The 16,641-nt window shown below is 36.8% G+C and carries 18 protein-coding genes; 13 read left to right on the top strand and 5 right to left on the bottom strand.

Annotated features, from left to right (window positions below; translation table 11 throughout):
* The first annotated feature begins 175 nt into the window (after positions 1 to 175).
* The 7 genes from pepT to FW781_RS10885 all read left to right on the top strand — a co-directional run bounded on the left by pepT (position 176) and on the right by FW781_RS10885 (position 6,494).
* The gene (gene pepT, locus FW781_RS10915) at positions 176 to 1,423 is read left to right on the top strand and encodes a peptidase T (RefSeq protein WP_149387469.1); all 1,248 of its coding nucleotides are present in this window, start codon (positions 176 to 178) and stop codon (positions 1,421 to 1,423) included.
* A 6-nt stretch (positions 1,424 to 1,429) separates the two neighbouring features.
* Positions 1,430 to 1,996, top strand: coding sequence for a hypothetical protein (locus FW781_RS10910; RefSeq protein WP_149387468.1), 567 nt, complete (start codon positions 1,430 to 1,432; stop codon positions 1,994 to 1,996).
* A gap of 183 nt (positions 1,997 to 2,179) precedes the next feature.
* Positions 2,180 to 3,487: a hypothetical protein gene (locus tag FW781_RS10905; protein ID WP_149387467.1), complete on the top strand. Its 1,308-nt coding sequence runs from the start codon at positions 2,180 to 2,182 to the stop codon at positions 3,485 to 3,487.
* Positions 3,488 to 3,653: 166 nt separating this feature from the next.
* Complete coding sequence (locus FW781_RS10900; RefSeq protein ID WP_149387466.1) at positions 3,654 to 3,884, top strand: hypothetical protein; 231 nt, start codon at positions 3,654 to 3,656, stop codon at positions 3,882 to 3,884.
* A 151-nt stretch (positions 3,885 to 4,035) separates the two neighbouring features.
* Positions 4,036 to 4,632 carry a porin family protein gene (locus FW781_RS10895; RefSeq protein ID WP_149387465.1) on the top strand — a complete coding sequence of 199 codons (597 nt, stop codon included), beginning with the start codon at positions 4,036 to 4,038 and terminating at the stop codon, positions 4,630 to 4,632.
* Between the two features lie 76 nt (positions 4,633 to 4,708).
* Complete coding sequence (locus FW781_RS10890; protein ID WP_149387464.1) at positions 4,709 to 5,770, top strand: sensor histidine kinase; 1,062 nt, start codon at positions 4,709 to 4,711, stop codon at positions 5,768 to 5,770.
* Positions 5,760 to 6,494, top strand: a complete 735-nt coding sequence (locus FW781_RS10885; RefSeq protein ID WP_149387463.1) for a LytR/AlgR family response regulator transcription factor — start codon at positions 5,760 to 5,762, stop codon at positions 6,492 to 6,494. The genes FW781_RS10890 and FW781_RS10885 overlap by 11 nt, the downstream gene beginning before the upstream one ends.
* Before the next feature lie 106 nt (positions 6,495 to 6,600).
* On the opposite strand, the gene FW781_RS10880 is transcribed toward FW781_RS10885, so the two are convergent.
* The 5 genes from FW781_RS10880 to FW781_RS10860 all read right to left on the bottom strand — a co-directional run bounded on the left by FW781_RS10880 (position 6,601) and on the right by FW781_RS10860 (position 11,559).
* On the bottom strand, positions 6,601 to 7,509 hold the full coding sequence (locus FW781_RS10880; protein WP_149387462.1) for a DUF6268 family outer membrane beta-barrel protein: 909 nt from the start codon (positions 7,507 to 7,509) through the stop codon (positions 6,601 to 6,603).
* Between the two features lie 85 nt (positions 7,510 to 7,594).
* Entirely contained in the window at positions 7,595 to 8,830 is a 1,236-nt protein-coding gene (locus FW781_RS10875; RefSeq protein WP_149387461.1) for a multidrug effflux MFS transporter, read from the bottom strand.
* Between the two features lie 166 nt (positions 8,831 to 8,996).
* Positions 8,997 to 9,818, bottom strand: a complete 822-nt coding sequence (locus FW781_RS10870) for a helix-turn-helix domain-containing protein (RefSeq protein ID WP_149387460.1) — start codon at positions 9,816 to 9,818, stop codon at positions 8,997 to 8,999.
* A 98-nt stretch (positions 9,819 to 9,916) separates the two neighbouring features.
* Positions 9,917 to 10,969 carry a thiamine-phosphate kinase gene (gene thiL / locus FW781_RS10865; RefSeq protein WP_149387459.1) on the bottom strand — a complete coding sequence of 351 codons (1,053 nt, stop codon included), beginning with the start codon at positions 10,967 to 10,969 and terminating at the stop codon, positions 9,917 to 9,919.
* A gap of 95 nt (positions 10,970 to 11,064) precedes the next feature.
* A complete protein-coding gene (locus FW781_RS10860) occupies positions 11,065 to 11,559 on the bottom strand; it encodes an acyl-CoA thioesterase (RefSeq protein ID WP_047422103.1) in 495 nt (164 codons plus the stop codon).
* Between the two features lie 103 nt (positions 11,560 to 11,662).
* Here FW781_RS10860 and FW781_RS10855 point away from each other — a divergent pair, with 103 nt between their 5' ends.
* The 6 genes from FW781_RS10855 to FW781_RS10830 are packed head-to-tail and all read left to right on the top strand — an operon-like array spanning position 11,663 to position 16,636.
* On the top strand, positions 11,663 to 12,865 hold the full coding sequence (locus tag FW781_RS10855) for a BaiN/RdsA family NAD(P)/FAD-dependent oxidoreductase (RefSeq protein WP_149387458.1): 1,203 nt from the start codon (positions 11,663 to 11,665) through the stop codon (positions 12,863 to 12,865).
* A 30-nt stretch (positions 12,866 to 12,895) separates the two neighbouring features.
* Positions 12,896 to 14,197, top strand: coding sequence for an alpha/beta fold hydrolase (locus FW781_RS10850; protein ID WP_149387457.1), 1,302 nt, complete (start codon positions 12,896 to 12,898; stop codon positions 14,195 to 14,197).
* 15 nt (positions 14,198 to 14,212) lie between these two features.
* A complete protein-coding gene (locus FW781_RS10845) occupies positions 14,213 to 14,641 on the top strand; it encodes an energy transducer TonB (RefSeq protein ID WP_149387456.1) in 429 nt (142 codons plus the stop codon).
* A 32-nt stretch (positions 14,642 to 14,673) separates the two neighbouring features.
* Positions 14,674 to 15,075: an energy transducer TonB gene (locus FW781_RS10840; RefSeq protein ID WP_149387455.1), complete on the top strand. Its 402-nt coding sequence runs from the start codon at positions 14,674 to 14,676 to the stop codon at positions 15,073 to 15,075.
* 5 nt (positions 15,076 to 15,080) lie between these two features.
* Positions 15,081 to 15,719 (top strand): DUF2306 domain-containing protein, encoded by a 639-nt coding sequence (locus tag FW781_RS10835; protein WP_149387454.1) that lies wholly within the window; start codon positions 15,081 to 15,083, stop codon positions 15,717 to 15,719.
* On the top strand, positions 15,716 to 16,636 hold the full coding sequence (locus tag FW781_RS10830) for a YARHG domain-containing protein (RefSeq protein WP_149387453.1): 921 nt from the start codon (positions 15,716 to 15,718) through the stop codon (positions 16,634 to 16,636). The genes FW781_RS10835 and FW781_RS10830 overlap by 4 nt, the downstream gene beginning before the upstream one ends.
* Positions 16,637 to 16,641 lie beyond the last annotated feature (5 nt).

Below are 16,641 nucleotides of genomic sequence, written 5' to 3'. Positions count from 1 at the left end.
ATTTTCTCAAATATAATAAAACTAAACTACTTAGTATACTGTATATACAAAGCTAACACTATTTTGATTTTCAAAGTTTTATATCTGATTTATAATTTCAATAACTGATATTAAATCGCAAATAACGTATTCTCAGCACCAAATTTGCTAACTTTGTTAAAATTTATGATATCTGATGAGTACAATAGAATTCAACCCTTTGTGGAAAGAGAAATTACTGAACCGTTTTCTTAGCTATGTAAAAATATATTCAACCAGTGATGCAGAGAGCGAAACAACACCTTCTACGCCTCGCCAGTGGGATATTGCCAATTACATTACTGAAGAACTGAAAACCATTGGCCTGGAAAACGTTTCAATTGATGAGCATGGTTATATTATGGGATATGTTCCTTCCAACCTTGAAAATGATGACAGACCTACCATCGGATTTATTTCACACTATGATACTTCACCGGACTTCAGCGGAGAAAACGTAAAACCTCAGGTTTGGGAAAATTATGATGGAAATGATCTTCTTCTGAACCAGACTACGGGATTCACATTATCCCCTTCAAGATTTGAAAGTTTAAAAAAATACATCGGCCAGACGTTAATTACTACTGACGGAAATACTCTTCTTGGTGCTGATGATAAAGCGGGTTGTGCAGAGATTGTAACAGCTGCAGAATACCTTATTGCCCATCCGGAAATCAAACATGGAAGAATTGCCATAGGATTTACTCCGGATGAAGAGATCGGAAGAGGAGCACATAAATTTGATGTAGCTAAATTCGGTGCAGAATGGGCGTATACCATGGACGGTGGAGAAGTTGGAGAATTGGAGTATGAAAACTTTAATGCTGCAGGAGCTGTGGTAAAAATTCACGGATTGAGTGTTCACCCGGGTTATGCTTACGGAAAAATGATCAATGCGGCTCTTTTAGCGGCTGAATTTGCTCAAATGCTTCCTGCTAATGAAACTCCTTCAACAACAAAAGGGTTTGACGGATTCTATCATTTAATGGATATTACAGCCGACATCTCTGAAGCTAAACTTCAATACATTATCCGTGATCATGATGCAGATAAATTTGAAGCCAGAAAGAAATTTATGGAAGGGAAAATCGCTGAATTCAATCAAAAGCACGGTGAAGGAACTGCTGAAGTGGAGATCAAAGAGCAATACAGAAACATGAAGCAGCAATTTGAAGGTAAAATGCACATTGTAGATCTTGCTGCAAAAGCAATGACTGAAGCTGGTATTGAGCCTAAGATCAAAGCGATCAGAGGAGGAACAGATGGTGCTCAGCTTTCTTATATGGGACTTCCATGCCCAAATATTTTCGCAGGAGGAATCAACTTCCACGGACCCTACGAATATGTAGCTTTGGAAAGTATGGAAAAAGCAACTGAAGTAATTATTAATATTGTAAAAGCTTAATAAATTATGAAAAAGGTCTTAGCATCAGCATTCATTTTCACTTTTATTTTCGGCAGTGCCCAGATTTCTGAATTTCAAAGGGCAGATTCACGCTATGAAAGAAAGAAAACGGCACTGTATAACAAATATCCTAAGCCTAATGATTTAAGAACGAAGAAAGAATGGCTTTTGACAGAAGATAAGATAGCGGCTTACAAAGATGCTTTAGATAAAGCTTCTCTTGAAGATCAGAAAATGATCGCTGCTGATCCTCCAACAAAAGCAAAAGTCTCTAAAGAAGCTGAATATGACAAAGGTAAAGCCGCCTTTCAAAAATTGTTATATGAAGCTGTGGATCTTGATTTCTTAAACTTTTCTTCAGAAGCCTACAAAGCAACAATAACTTTTGTTGTTGATTCTAAAGGAAATGCTCTGGATCCTAATGTAAAAGGAAATAATGAAGATGTAAATGCATTTATTGAAGCTGCTTTTTACCGTATCAAGGATAAAGGCAAATGGAAACCAGCAGAAGACAAAGGAAAACCGGTGTCATCAAATGTTTCTGTTCCTTTAGCATTGACTTTTAAAAAATAATATCATTAACCCGCTCCCACAAGAGCGGGTTTTTGTTTTTCATTTTTAGGACATAGTAGTGCATGAAGAATTAAAATATAAAACCCAATGGAAATCATTATGTTATTGACAGTAATTTAACATGATTCTTTTGTAATCCTTAAATAATTCACTTAAATTAGAGAAAACTTAAAATTACTGCTTATGAAAATGAAATCTAATTTCTTCAAAATCAACAGAAAATTTTATTTTTCTCTTCTTTTTTCTATTTTCTGTTTGTTTCTTTTAACGTCTTGTTCTCAGGAAGATCCCGCGGATGTACCTGTTGAAAAACCTGCTGAGTCTGTTCATATGAAGACTCTGGGAAATCTAACCCTGCAGAAGAATGTTATTATTCTGAATGATGAATCGGTAAATGCAATTTCCACTCATAATGGCGGAGAAATTACATTTAGCCGAATGACTCCGCAAACAGACAGTATTTCGGTAGGAACTGTTATTGTAGGAACCAAGATAGAAGGTGATCAGGTGAGCACAATTCTTTCAAAAGTAAGTTCTGTCTCTAAATTGAATAACCAATTCAAAGTACAAACTTCCAGTGCAAAACTTGAAGAATTTATCTATAGCGGAACATTGAGCGGAGTTTATGATCCGTCAGGTAAAGCTCCCGTTAATATTGACGGAAGAATGGTAAATTATGTACCTGTAGAAGGTATGGTTTCAGAGGAAATCAATCGTAAAATACTTTCTATTGAAGCAAAGAATCTCCAAAATCAAAAGATAATTGCCTTCAACCGTTTTAATTTTGATAAAACTTTTTCCTTTCCTTTATCTTCGGCAGGTACATCCAGCGTGAACGTACAAGGTGGGTTTACACCAAAAATTGATTATAATATTACATTCTCATGGGGACATTTATCTGATTTTTATGTCAATTTTATCATGGATGATATCCAGCTTAAAAGTACCGCCAGTATTGTAGGAAGCTTAGGATATACAGTAAGCACTACAGACTATCTGAATATTCCTATTGTTCCTATTGTTTTGGGGCCTACCGGACTGATCTTAAGCCCTACCATCGCTGCCGGGCCATTTCTGGGAGTACAGGCTACAGGAAAAGTACAGGGACAGCTTCTTGATCTTGAAGGAAATGCCAACTTTCTGGTAAGCAAAACTCCGGCACTCAATATCAATCTGCAAAAGAAATCAGATCCTGCCATTACTGGTGCTGAAGGAAACTTATCTGCTGAAGCGGGCTTAGAAGCTAAAGGAGCTGTAGGACTGATGTTTATTTCTATTCCGATTGCTAATTCCGGATTGAGAGGAAGAGCTTCTGCCCTTTCATCTTTAGAATTAACATTCGTTCCTGAAAGGAAAGGCGTAATCTCTGTAAAAGGTAAGATTCAGGCTGATATGTTTTACGGTTTTGGAATAGCTCCTCTCAGATATGAAGGCACAATTCCTCTTTTCAAAAAAGAATATATGCTGTATCAAAAGGATTTCAGCTTCTAAGACAAAACCACCTATGTATCATAATAAAGCCACTCTTACAGTGGCTTTATTCGTATAATGCATCTGCATACAATTCATTTACAATCCATTAAGACAATTTTATTATATTTACAAGGATGTACAATTTTAAACAATAACATTTAATACCAAATTAATCATGAAAACAATGAAAAAACTTTTGAGAAAGGACTTATCTGCAATTCTGGGCAGCGGAATAGACGGCTGCCATATGGGAGGCAACTCTTATAATTGTCAGGACGACTGCCAATGTGCCTGGGGATATGCATGTGAAATGTATGAAGACGGAAATCCGGGACAATGCATCTTTGTAGGCGGCGGAACCCCTGGCGGCGGCGGATGTAATCCACCTTCGATCTGTGAAGAACAACCGTATTAGTAATAGCAAACCGGAAGTAGTGATACTTTCGGTTTTATTTTTCACCCTAAAACAGATTCTTGTCAAAGTATCTTTACCGTTCATCAAATAAAATTTTATCCCATACTTCATAATTGTTGTTTTGCAACAGATTTTTAACAACACTTAATTTATGAAGCAGCAATTTTTAGCGCTGAGCTCACTATTATTGTGCATCTCCTGCACCATAGAAACGAAAGCACAGCAGACCCCGGCTTTTCACATCGGAGTAAAGGGAGGAGCAAATTTTACCAAAACCTCAACGGAATCTTCTTCCTTAGAAGGGAAATACGGATTCGGTTATCAGGCAGGAGTAATGACAAGAATGGATATCGGAAGACTATATGTACAGGGAGAGGCTCTGTTCAACAAAAGAAAAACATCATATCAATCCCAAGACGGAAGCTCTTCAAAACTTTCATGGAACGCTATTGATATTCCTGTAGTCGTAGGATATAAATTCATTAAAGCCGATGATTTTAATGTAAGAGCATTTGCAGGAGGTGTTTACAGCTATGCTTTTAACAATAACTTATCTTCTTCTGGGGCTTTACAGGAAGGTTTTAGAAAATTCGACAAATCCAATATTGGAATTACTGGAGGTATCGGGGTAGATTATAAAAACTTCACGGCAGATCTCAGGTATGAAACAGGTCTTTCAAGCATCAGTAAAGAGTTTAAGTCCAAACCCCATAGTTTTTCCCTTGGAATAGGTTATTTCCTGTTCTAAAAAACTTAAATTATCTTTACCATTAGAAACTGTTTCCCTGCAGTTTCTATTTTTTTATCAACCTATTTCCAGTTCTATGACAAAATCTTTTGTTTTCAAAGAATACGTATTTACTTTTATATTCTGGCTTACTCTTGCTATTGTATTGTGGTGCAATATTCAGATCTCTACAGAAAAATATCTTGCTGTTATTCAGGCTATTATCATTACAGCCTCTTCTTTTACATTCACCCATTTTTTAACCAATAAGCTTCTATCAAAAGCCTTACGGGAAAAAAAGATGAACCAGTTTCTGATACAGGCAGTCATTGTTATTTTCGTATTGAGCCTGATCTTCGCTGTTATTTTTACTTATCTTGAAGTCACTCCCAAAAACCCTCTTCCACAGAGTTTTTCAGATCAGCTGCCTATTTTATGGCAGGGCTTTTATATGTCTTTACCAGCCTCCTTTCTTATTACCGGAGTGGCATGTGGCATAAAATTTTATAAAGAACACGGAAGAATAGAACGTGACCATATTCTCCTTCAGCAGGCTCATCTTGAAAACCAGCTCAAGCTTCTACAGGATCAGATCAATCCGCATGTGGTATTCAATATTCTGAACCACATTCATATTCTGATGAAAACGGACACGCAGCTTGCAGATTTTTTACTGATGAAATTTTCAGATATTCTGCGGTATCAGCTGTATCATTGTAACCAGCCTTTGGTTCCTTTATATAAAGAGATAGAATACCTTCAGAATCTTGTAGAGGTAGAAAAATTAAGATGGGGAAATGAGCTCGGGGTAAAGGCTTCCTGGGAAATTGATAACAGAAAAGCTTTTATTGCTCCTTTACTGCTGGTTCCTTTTATTGAAAATGCCTTTAAATATGTCTGCAGACTTCCCGGGCATAAAGGGTATGTGAAAATCTCCTGCAAAGAAAAAGACAATACTCTTTCTTTCTATGTTGAAAATTCCTATTCCGAGATAGCTACCCATAAAAAGAAAGACGGAGCCAGCGGAATTGGTCTTCAGAATGTAAAAAAACGTTTAAAGCTGCAATACCCTGATTCTCATGATTTAAAAATTGAATCAGATCATCATATCTTCAAAATCACCTTAACTCTCACTTTATCTGACTATCATGAGCTCTAATATTCCTAAAATGAAATGCCTGATTATAGATGATGAACCTCTTGCAAGATTTCATCTTAAAGAACTGGCCGGTCAAATTGATTTTTTATCAGTTGAAGATACATGCGCTACAGCACTGGAAGCAGACACCAAAGTAAAGGAAAACCAAATAGATCTTCTTTTTCTGGATATCAACATGCCCTATCTTACTGGTCTTGAATTTCTGGAACAGCTGGAAAATCCGCCTTTGTGTATTCTTACCACAGCCTATTCTGAATATGCTTTGGAGGGATTCCGTCTGCAGGTAGTAGATTATCTTTTGAAACCTATTGCTTTCAACCGTTTTTATCAGGCTGTAAATAAGGCCCAGCAACAGTTTATCATCAGTGAAAAATTGAAAAAGAATACACCTCTGGATGATCCTTTTCTGTATGTGAGACAGTCCGACTCCTTTATTAAGGTTTCCTGGGTAGATATTTTATATATTGAAAGTATGCAGAATTACACCAGACTTCATTTTAAAGACAAGTCACTGACTATTCATCAGACGATGAAGGCGATTGAGGAATCTCTTCCTTCGGATCATTTTTTCAGGATTCACAAATCTTACCTCATCAATATTACCCATATTGATATGATCTCGGGAGGACGTCTTTTCATTAATAAAATTGAGCTTCCTATTTCCCGAACCCGGAAAGAAGAATTACTTAATCAGGTGGTGTATAAGAAATTGATAAGTAAATAGCTGGAAGAGAGAATCCTGAAGCTGGGGTTATAAAGTACAATGAATGAATGAATTATTCTTTCATTGTACTCAGTGTTTTATCTTCTCAGATTCCAGTTATTTTTTATTAGGGCAGATTCCAGCGCAGTGATACAGCAGCGTAGAATGTACTTGCAAACCTTGGATCTGCTACTTTTTTGTCTCTGAAAATACTTTTGATCTTTCGGTCATTTTCGTTGAAACTTCTCAGTATTGCTGTTCCACCCGTGAGACGCAATGTAAGATTGTCATTGATTTTTAATTCCGGTCTGAGTCCTGCAGTGATCTGCTGATAACCCAAAAGTATAGATTTTCCGCCTACATTTCTCTCTGCCGTCATCCCGTTAAGATCTACAACAGCTTTTAAAGCAAATTTATCTGAAAACAGATAACCGGCTTCCATCCCTTGTGGGAAATTGATGTTGAATTTAATTTTCCCGTTGGTCTTCCAGTCAAAATAGATCCATGGTAAAATCATCGGAACTCCGAATGCAGTGGTAAGCACAGGCCCTCCACCCAGAGAAAGGTTGGGATTGAAATGTCTGATAAACAATATACCTCCCTGTCCCAGTACGTCATCAAAACTAACTCTTTCAAGGTCTGTATACACTCCCACGGATGCAGTCATCATTATGCTCCACTTTTTGCCTAAAGGTCTCATGTGCTGTACACCGACCTGCGCATTCAGCATCTCATCCGGAAATAATTGGGTTCCATAATTTTTATGCGTCATCTTCGCATAAGATCCGCTCAATAACATCGACCATGATCTTACTTTTCCGTCGGTATCTTTTTTTACAGATAAAGGAATACTCAGGTTAAGATCTATTCTTTTAAAATCACTTTTAGAATTTGTCTTTGTACTGTCTTCAGGGCGGATATAGTTTGAGCCCGGAATATATTCTGTTTTCAACTCCGCAGAGAGCCCGGATTGTGCATTTACCCAATATCCTAATGGCAATAAACAGCATAAAACTGTCGAAAGGGTTCTTTTCATATTTTAAATTTTATGCAAAGAGAACCCTTTGGTTATTTTTCACAAAAATTACTTGATTAAGTGCCCGGATAGTATGACAACAGGATCAAATAAGAGGATGAGTTTCCGGACTAGAACTGGCAGGTAAGCTTTCTCTTTTTTGAGTTTTAAAAATGCGATACCCGAACCACACGGCAATCAATGCCATTCCAGAACGTGTTACCACCATTGGAATGATAGAATCTGCTTCTAAAAAACCCAGTAATGCTGATATTAAGAATGTAACCATCAACTGCATGAATCCAAGTAAAGCCGCCGCTGTTCCCCTTCCTTCTTTAAACGGAGACAGCGCATGGGCAGATGTAATAGGAAATAAAATACCAATGGCCAGTAATGAAAGATAAAGCATTGCAATTTCCAGGGCTACAGAAATGTTTTCAGCGGCAATCAGAATATGAAGGGAACATACAACCAGTAATACAATGGTGGCCGTAAATAACAATGCTGAATTGCTTATTCTCTTGATCAGCTTAGGGGTAATATAAGCTGCCATTATCAATGCCAGAGAATTAAAAGCAAATATAAAACTAAATGTGCTGCTCGAAAATCCATGGATCTCCATGAATAGAAACGGTGCATTCGAAATGTAGATAATAAGGGATGCAAACGCAATACTTCCTACCATTGTACTGTTGATAAAATCTTTGTTGGAAATGATCATTTTCAGCTGGTCTTTTAATCCTTTTTCGTCCGCAATTTCATCATCAGAAAGGTTGATTCTGTTGTTGGTTTCCGGTACATATTTGTATACCATGAAAAATGTGATCAGTCCCATGATGCATAAAAAGGCAAAGGAACTGTTCCAGCCCCAGAATTTAAGGAAAACACTTCCCAATAGCGGAGCCACAATGGGAGCGATACCACTGATCTGAGACTGCTGGGAAAAGATCGTTACCGATTTCTGTTTATCATAAAGATCAATAATGATCGCTCTGCCAATTACAATCCCTGCACTTCCTCCGAACGCCTGCAAGAAACGCATTGCCCATAAAACATAAATATCTGAGGTAAAATAGATGGCCGCAGCTCCTATAATAAAAAGTAAAAGTCCGCAATACAGCATGGGTTTTCGTCCTTTTTTGTCGGATAAAGGCCCCCATAAAAGCTGCCCGAAAGCAAACCCCGCAAAGAACACAGAAATAGACACCTGGATATGTCCGATATCTGTATTAAAAATCTTCGCCATACTTGGGAAAGCGGGAAGATAAAGATCTATACTTAGCGACTCTAGCGTGTTGAGTAGTGCAAGAATAAACACTACAATATTCAAATTCTTCTTCATAAATAATATAAGCCTTCACAGGCGGTTTTTCAGCTGCAAAGTTGCTGTAAAAAGCATCATATTTCAATAAAAGAACTGAAGGAAGTATAGGACAAAATGAAGATTCAAATACAGTAATAAATGAAAAATATTATTTTAAGCTCATCATTACAGTAAATTTTGAGGATTATCTTTTTTCATTATTCTTAAAATTGTCAGGATTCTGGCTAGTATGTTTCTTGAAAAACCTTGAAAAATATGAAGCATCGTTAAAACCGAGTTTAAAAGCAATCTCTTTTACCGTGAGAGCTCCAAAGCTAAGTTCTCTTTTGGCTTCTAAGATAAGACGCTGGGAAATCATTTTCTTAACGGTCGTACCTCTCGAAAGGCGCACAATATCATTAAGATGATGAGTACTTATCTTTAACTGCTCAGCGTAGAAGCTTGTTTCTTTATGCACTATATAATTTCTCTCAATAAGTCCCACCAGTTCCTGAATACGCTGACGGTCATTCAATAAAGGTTCCTGAGGGTGAATTTGTTCTCCAATAATGATACAAAATGCTTTCAGGTATGCCTTTAAAAGTTCCGTCCTTGATGTGGCTTTATATTCCTGCTCAATCAGTGATATAATGGTACTGCAGGTTTTTTCATTTTCCGGATTTAAAAAAAAGGGGAGCTCACCACCCGTAAGTACCGATTCTATATCACAGGCTTCGTTGAAGATCTCCCTGCTTATTGCCATGACATATCCCACCTCTCCTTCCAGTTTCATATTGAATGCCTGTCCTGGTGCAATGATACAGATCTGATTGTTTTCAAGTTTGTAGCTTTCAAAATCCAGTTCCAAACGACTGTTTTCATACACCTTCCTGAACCAGATAATTTCAAAAAAATTGTGCCGGTGAACATCATGAAAATTCTCTGGGCCTGCCGCACTCAGCGTACTCATCTGAAATTCTTCGGAAGTCAGATGGTGAACCGGGATTTCTTTTTCGGGTGTAATCATCACTGTATGGTAAAGTAATTAACTATAAACAAAAACCACAGCAAAAAAAGTGCTGCGGTTCTCTTACAATATTTAAAATTAAATATAATTTTTCGGTTTTATTGGTTTAAAAAAGCATCCCAACCCTGAGCAGTAAGTGCCACCAACTGGTTAGATCCTCTTGCCACCATAAAGTTTCCTTCTTCTTTTTCTACGGCATGTCCTATGATGGTAAAATCCGGGTGATTTTTAATTTTATCAAAATCATCTGGCGAAATCGTGAATAGAAGTTCATAATCTTCACCACCGCTTAAAGCAGTCATTACCGGATTCAGGTTCATTTCATCCGCGGTAGAGATCGTAAGACTGTCTAATGGTATTTTTTCTTCATACAATCTGAATCCTACTTTTGACTGATCTGAAAGGTGAAGGATTTCGGAAGCCAGGCCATCCGAAATATCAATCATAGAGGTTGGTTTTATATCCAGTTCTTCCAGAATCGTTTTAACGTCTGTTCTTGCTTCAGGTTTCAGCTGTCTTTCCAGGATATAATCGTAGCCTTCCATTTCCGGCTGCATGTTCGGATCTGCAAGATATACAGCATGTTCTCTTTCCAGAATCTGTAATCCCATATAAGCACCACCCAAATCTCCGGTTACCACAAGAAGATCATTAGGTTTTGCTCCGCTTCTTTTTATGATATTTTCCTCATTTTCAATTCCTACAGCGGTAATACTCATCACCAGCCCTGAATTGGAGCTTGTAGTATCTCCTCCGATCAGGTCAACTTTATATCTTCCGCAAGCAGCCTGAATTCCGGAATAGATTTCTTCTAAAGCTTCCACCGGAAAACGGTTGGAAACCGCAAGGGAAACCAATATTTGTGTAGGAGTTGCATTCATTGCTGCAATATCACTAAGGTTTACGACTACAGCCTTATATCCTAAGTGCTTCAACGGTACATACCCCAGATTGAAATGTACTCCTTCCGCCAGTACATCTGTTGTAAGAACTACTTTCTTGTTATCAGGATTGATAACCGCTGCATCATCTCCTACTCCAAGCTCAGAAGATTCATTGGATAGCGGAAAATGCTCTGTCAAATGCTTAATAAGACCGAATTCTCCTAATTTTGAAATGGGCGTCAGCTCCTGTGATTTATCTTCAAACATGATTTCTATTTATAAGTGATCATTGATAAATGATAATTGATAGATCAAGAATGTAATATTTTTATCAACATCATCAATCAATCGTCATTCATCATTTATATATTAATTTCTGCAGGGTCGATATTGTGTGGGTGGAAAGGAAATTTTTTGAAATCTTCTTTCGATAATACAACCGTTTCCGGGCTTTTATATTTATTCATTGCTTCCACTACATCATCCGGCGGAGTGGTCATTTTTCTAAGCATCATATCAATCCATACTCCTGTAGCTTCTGCAGTGGCACAGTGCATTCCATCGGGTGTATAGAATTTGTGCACGAAACGATAAATAGAAGAATCTTCTGCACATCCGTCTATTTCCACACTTACAATGACAATCTGATCTGCATAGATTTCTTTGAAGAAAGAATATCTTTCGTGCAGGATAACAGGACCAATTCCCCATCTGCTGAGCTGGGTAACCCCCATTTTCTCTTTAGTCATAAAAGCCATTCTGGCTTGCGCACAATACTGTACATATGATGAATTGGCTAAGTGCTTATTAGCATCAAGATCGCTCCATCGCACTTCAAATTTATGGTAGAAAATCATTTTTGGTCTCGTTAAAATTATAATCTTCAAAAATACTCAAATAAGATGGTTTATAAAAATTGTACTTTTGAAAAAATAATCTTCCGCATAGGATTACATATACATGAAACAGATCATTATTATCGGAGGCGGTGCTGCAGGCTTTTTCTGTGCATCCAATCTTGACGAAAAGAAATATACAATTACGATTTTAGAACAGAACTCGGATGTCCTTCAGAAAGTTAAAATTTCCGGAGGCGGACGTTGTAACGTAACTCACGCATGCTTTGATCCAAGAGAACTTGTTCAGTTTTATCCTCGTGGAAATAAGGAACTGTTAAGTGTTTTCAGCAAATTTCAGCCTGGCGATACAATGGAATGGTTTGACCAGCGCAATGTTCCATTGAAAATTGAAAACGATAACAGAACTTTTCCTGAAAGCAACTCTTCTCAGACCATCATCAATACTTTTCTGAATGAAGCGCAAAAGAAAAATGTCTCTATAAAAACAAAATGTACGGTAAAAGAGATTGAAAAGCAGGATGAAAAATATCTCGTTAAAACCAATTCAGGGGATTTTGAGGCGGATTATATCGTATATACAACCGGAAGTTCTCCCAAGTCTTTAAAAATGGTTGAAAGTCTGGGTCATAAGATTATAGACCTTGTCCCCTCCCTTTTTACTTTCAATATTAAAGATGAATTGCTGAAAGACCTTCCGGGAACAAGCTTTGAAAATGCAGGAATTTCTATTCCTAAACTCAAAACTGAAGAAAGCGGACCTTTACTTATTACGCATTGGGGACTTTCCGGACCCGCTGTTTTGAAAATTTCTGCATGGGAAGCCATAAGTCTGGCAAAACTTAAATATAACTTTGAAATTGAGGTTAATTTTATTTCGATAGAATTGGATGAGGCTGAGGAAATCTTCCATAATTTTAAACAAAGTAATCCTAAAAAGACCATCGGACAGTCTAAGATCTTTGATATAACCAATAGATTCTGGCAGAAAATTTTAGATATTTCAAAAGTTGACCTCAACAAACAGGTTGCTAATATTTCCGGAAAAGAAATGCAGAAAATCCTTGAAAATCTCTGCAAAAAGAAGTTTCAGGTGACCGGAAAATCAACTTTTAAAGATGAATTTGTGACAGCGGGAGGTGTTGATTTAAAGGAAATTAACTTTAAAAACATGTCTTCAAAATTACTTCCTAATTTCTATATTGCCGGAGAAGTTCTGAATATAGATGCCGTGACTGGCGGTTTCAATTTCCAGGCATGCTGGAGTGAAGGATGGTTGATTGCACAGGATCTCAACAATTTGTAAAAAACACTATTTTTACTAAAAACTATATCAATGAAAAAAAATTTCGTCTTCCCTCTTCTGTTTTGGCTGTTGTTAGGATATGGCCAGGAAAGATCTATTGTTTCTAACTGGACTGCATTTACACAAGCCCTAAATATAGAGAATAAACAAAACTGGAATTTCCGGGTAACGGCAAAAATCCGAAAAGACAATAAAGATAGCAGTTCCAACTGCGGTCTATGGTGCAGAATAGACAATAAAGACGGATCTAACGGTTTTTTTGAAAATCAATATTATGGAATAAAAGTCACTAATGAATGGAAAACATATGAAATAAAAGGAATCATCAATCCCAATGCACAAACAATCAATATTGGAGCTTTTGCACAAGATAATGGAGATTTTTATTTTGACGATTTCAAGTTGGAAGTCAACGATGCAAAGTCAAAAAAATGGATTGAAATTCCGTTAGAAAATTCAGGTTTTGAGAAAGATATTGCTGCATCAAATGCCTGGTTTGAAGGAATCCATTCGCAGAGAATAACTCATGTAAAACATTTTACGGTTGGAGCTTCAGATTACAAGCCATTCAGTGGTAATAAATCATTGCTGATAAAAGGTCAGGGCATTATAGGTTCCATGCCGGATGGAAAATTTATGGAGGTGAATGGTATTAAATTATATTACGAAATCTATGGCGAGGGAGAACCTGTACTTATGCTTCATGGCAATGGCCAATCTATCAGTGCTTTTATGAACCAAAAGGATACATTTGCCAAGAAATATAAAGTCATCATTGTAGATTGCCGTGAGCGTGGAAAATCTACTTATGACAAAACGAAAGAACTTACCTTTGACATTCAGACAGAGGATCTTAAGCAATTCTTAGAGAAGCTCAACATCAAAAAAACAAAGATTCTGGGCTGGAGTGATGGCGGAATTCTTGCTTTATCCATGGCAATGAAATATCCTCACATGGTAGATAAAATTGCATGTTCCGGAGCCAATATTTTTCCGGAGGGAGTAAAAGATGATGAGTTAAAATCCATGAAAGAAATGCTCGCCAGCTTTACTAAAGAGAATAAAGACCATAAAAATGATATTTTCATAGACCTTTTGAATCTTGACCTTAAATATCCGAACTGGCAATATGAAGATCTGAAAAAAATTCAGTGTCCGTCATTGATTATTGCTGGAGATAAAGATTTGATAAAAACAGAACATACGGTAAAAATAGCAGAATCTATTCCTAAGGGACAACTGGCTATTATTCCAAATGCGAGCCATTATGTTCCTGAAGAAAAACCGGAACTGTTCAATGAACTCGTTATCGATTTCTTTGAAAATAAATAAACTAAAAACCAAATCATGAAAAAAATATCAATACTGATTTTACTGTTAGGAGCTCAGTTTGCCTTTTCCCAAACAACACAAAAAGAAGAGCAGCAATCACCATCTCCTTCGTCAGAGATAAATAAAGACGAGCATAAAGTAGATGATACTATATCTATTGCTCCAGAATTTCCAGGTGGAATGGCAGCCATAAGAAAGCATATAAGCAGTGAAATGGATATTTCTAAATTTTCGAACTCTCCTGGAACATTTAAATCTGTAACGACTTTTGATGTTAATCCTGATGGAAGTATTAGCTCAATTTCTACAACGGGCAATAGTCCTATTCTGAATAAAGAAATGGATCGTATTATGAAGAAATTAAAGAAAAAATGGAAGCCCGGTACTATAAACGGACAACCGGTTAAAACCAAATTTACCATGCCGATGGGCCTAAGTATTTAAAAAACTAATCCTAACCTTAATGAACTAAATACATGAAAAAAATATTCGCATTTATTTTATACCTTGGATTTGGTCTTGCCTTCTCACAGAAATATACTCTTCCCGAACATGGCATTTTTAAAGAAAAAACTTCAGAACGAAAACCTGCACAATATCCGGGAGGAATCCAAGTGTTTGTACAGGATGTTACCAAGGAAATTAAAACAAATAGAATAACAAGTTCTAAAAATGAAAAAGGGCTAGCCAATGCACAATTCATTATCAATACCCAGGGCGAAATAGAACAGATTGTTGTGACAGGAAATAATCAAGATCTTAACAAAGAGGTTAAAAGAGTCTTGAAATCAATGAAAACAAAGTGGATCCCGGGGGAACGTGATGGAAAACCAGTATCAGTTCCCTATAGATTTCCTTTCACTGTTAATTTTGAATAATTAGCATGTTATCAGCCAAAAGAAATACTGCAGTTTTCTTTAAAATCCTTCTTATCATAGGATTTGGGTATTTCTTTTGGCTGATGCTGAAAATTACCTTAGAATATATTCCTTTTAATCCTGAAGTCAGTTTTCTGATGATCAAACAGACGGAAGTTGTAGATAGGCCTGAATATCTTATCTTTTTCTATACTCACGTTTATACAAGTATTTTTGTCCTTCTTTCAGGGTTTCTGGCTATCCTCAGACTGAATTTTGGATTAAAAAACTTTCATCACAATATGGGAAAAGTGTATATTTTTCTCATTCTGATCTTCGCTGCCCCTTCAGGAATTTATATGGGGATATTTGCCAACGGAGGTCTTTTATCCAAGATTTCTTTTGTTATTTTAGGCTTTTTATGGTGGTTTTCAACGTTTAAAGCTTATCAGCTGGCAAGACAGAAAAGGTTCAAAGAGCACAAGCAATGGATGTGGCGGAGCTTTGCTTTTACATTATCGGCCATTACCCTGAGAATGTGGAAAGTAATTATTGTATATTTATTTCATCCCAATCCAATGGATGTGTATCAGATCATTGCCTGGCTGGGCTGGATTCCCAATATCCTTATTATTGAATATTTAATCACAAAAAAACATCTATGAAAATTGTAAATTACACTTTGATTTCTTTACTGGCAGTTTGTTTGGCAAGCTGTAAAAAAGAGGGAAAGACCAATGAATCGGGGAAAGATTCTCTGACCGCAAAAAAAGACTCTGTTGTAATCCCCGAAGTTCATCAGGAATATTACGGAATTTATACAGGGGAATTTGCCGGAATGGAAAAAGCAGTTGACCAGACAGATGGTTCAGAATATGATGTCAGCAATTATAAAAGAATTTCTTTAAAGATCAACAGAATTACCAAAGACAGCGTCTATGGACAAAGTATCGTTAATGGTAATCAGCGTCCGTTCAGAGGAGTTTTCAATGAAGCTACAACATCTTTTGTACTGGATGAACCGGGAAATGACAAAACAGACGGAAGGTTTGAAGTAAAGCTGAAAGCAGACAGTTTAACCGGAAAGTGGAATGCTTTTGATAAAACAGCAGTTAAAGCCCCGTCAAAAACACTTAAACTGACTAAAAAAGAGTTTGTTTATAATCCCAACTTTATGCTGGATAAGGATTCTGATCTGGTAGACTGGTCCAATCCTAAAGAGTTTACCGAAAAATATACAGATGAAGAAACCGGAAAAACAGAAAGCTATAAAACGTCTAAAAACCGCGTTGCTTCAGAAGCCATATTCAAACTGAATGCATCCAAACAGAAGCTTACGGAAAAGGATCTTAAAAACTTAAGAAAGCTTGATCTTGAGATCATCAAAAACTCCGTATTTGCAAGACATGGCTACTCATTTAAAAAAGAAACCTACAGAAATTTCTTTGAACAAACAGACTGGTACATTCCGGTTTCAAGCAATGTAGACAATGATCTTTCTCCAATGGAAAAGGAAAATGTTGCTTTATTGAACCGTTTTACCAAGTACGCAGAGGATAAGTACGATAGTTTTGGAAGATAGGTGTT

Source organism: Chryseobacterium panacisoli, from assembly GCF_008274625.1.
In the GTDB taxonomy this organism is placed as follows: Bacteria; Bacteroidota; Bacteroidia; order Flavobacteriales; family Weeksellaceae; genus Chryseobacterium; species Chryseobacterium panacisoli.
The sequence above is the reverse complement of the archived record's forward strand: the minus strand, read 5'-3'. Positions and strand labels throughout refer to the sequence as shown.

Bases quoted from the DNA above. Each gene is read 5' to 3' on its own strand.
- FW781_RS10900 (WP_149387466.1), top strand. From the start codon at position 3,654: ATGAAAAAACTTTTGAGAAAGGACTTATCTGCAATTCTGGGCAGCGGA.
- FW781_RS10905 (WP_149387467.1), top strand. From the start codon at position 2,180: ATGAAAATGAAATCTAATTTCTTCAAAATCAACAGAAAATTTTATTTT.
- FW781_RS10895 (WP_149387465.1), top strand. From the start codon at position 4,036: ATGAAGCAGCAATTTTTAGCGCTGAGCTCACTATTATTGTGCATCTCC.
- FW781_RS10880 (WP_149387462.1), bottom strand. From the start codon at position 7,509: ATGAAAAGAACCCTTTCGACAGTTTTATGCTGTTTATTGCCATTAGGA.
- pepT (WP_149387469.1), top strand. From the start codon at position 176: ATGAGTACAATAGAATTCAACCCTTTGTGGAAAGAGAAATTACTGAAC.
- FW781_RS10890 (WP_149387464.1), top strand. From the start codon at position 4,709: ATGACAAAATCTTTTGTTTTCAAAGAATACGTATTTACTTTTATATTC.
- FW781_RS10910 (WP_149387468.1), top strand. From the start codon at position 1,430: ATGAAAAAGGTCTTAGCATCAGCATTCATTTTCACTTTTATTTTCGGC.
- FW781_RS10845 (WP_149387456.1), top strand. From the start codon at position 14,213: ATGAAAAAAATATCAATACTGATTTTACTGTTAGGAGCTCAGTTTGCC.
- FW781_RS10885 (WP_149387463.1), top strand. From the start codon at position 5,760: ATGAGCTCTAATATTCCTAAAATGAAATGCCTGATTATAGATGATGAA.
- FW781_RS10830 (WP_149387453.1), top strand. From the start codon at position 15,716: ATGAAAATTGTAAATTACACTTTGATTTCTTTACTGGCAGTTTGTTTG.
- FW781_RS10835 (WP_149387454.1), top strand. From the start codon at position 15,081: ATGTTATCAGCCAAAAGAAATACTGCAGTTTTCTTTAAAATCCTTCTT.
- FW781_RS10840 (WP_149387455.1), top strand. From the start codon at position 14,674: ATGAAAAAAATATTCGCATTTATTTTATACCTTGGATTTGGTCTTGCC.
- FW781_RS10870 (WP_149387460.1), bottom strand. From the start codon at position 9,818: ATGATTACACCCGAAAAAGAAATCCCGGTTCACCATCTGACTTCCGAA.
- FW781_RS10855 (WP_149387458.1), top strand. From the start codon at position 11,663: ATGAAACAGATCATTATTATCGGAGGCGGTGCTGCAGGCTTTTTCTGT.
- FW781_RS10850 (WP_149387457.1), top strand. From the start codon at position 12,896: ATGAAAAAAAATTTCGTCTTCCCTCTTCTGTTTTGGCTGTTGTTAGGA.
- FW781_RS10875 (WP_149387461.1), bottom strand. From the start codon at position 8,830: ATGAAGAAGAATTTGAATATTGTAGTGTTTATTCTTGCACTACTCAAC.
- FW781_RS10860 (WP_047422103.1), bottom strand. From the start codon at position 11,559: ATGATTTTCTACCATAAATTTGAAGTGCGATGGAGCGATCTTGATGCT.
- thiL (WP_149387459.1), bottom strand. From the start codon at position 10,969: ATGTTTGAAGATAAATCACAGGAGCTGACGCCCATTTCAAAATTAGGA.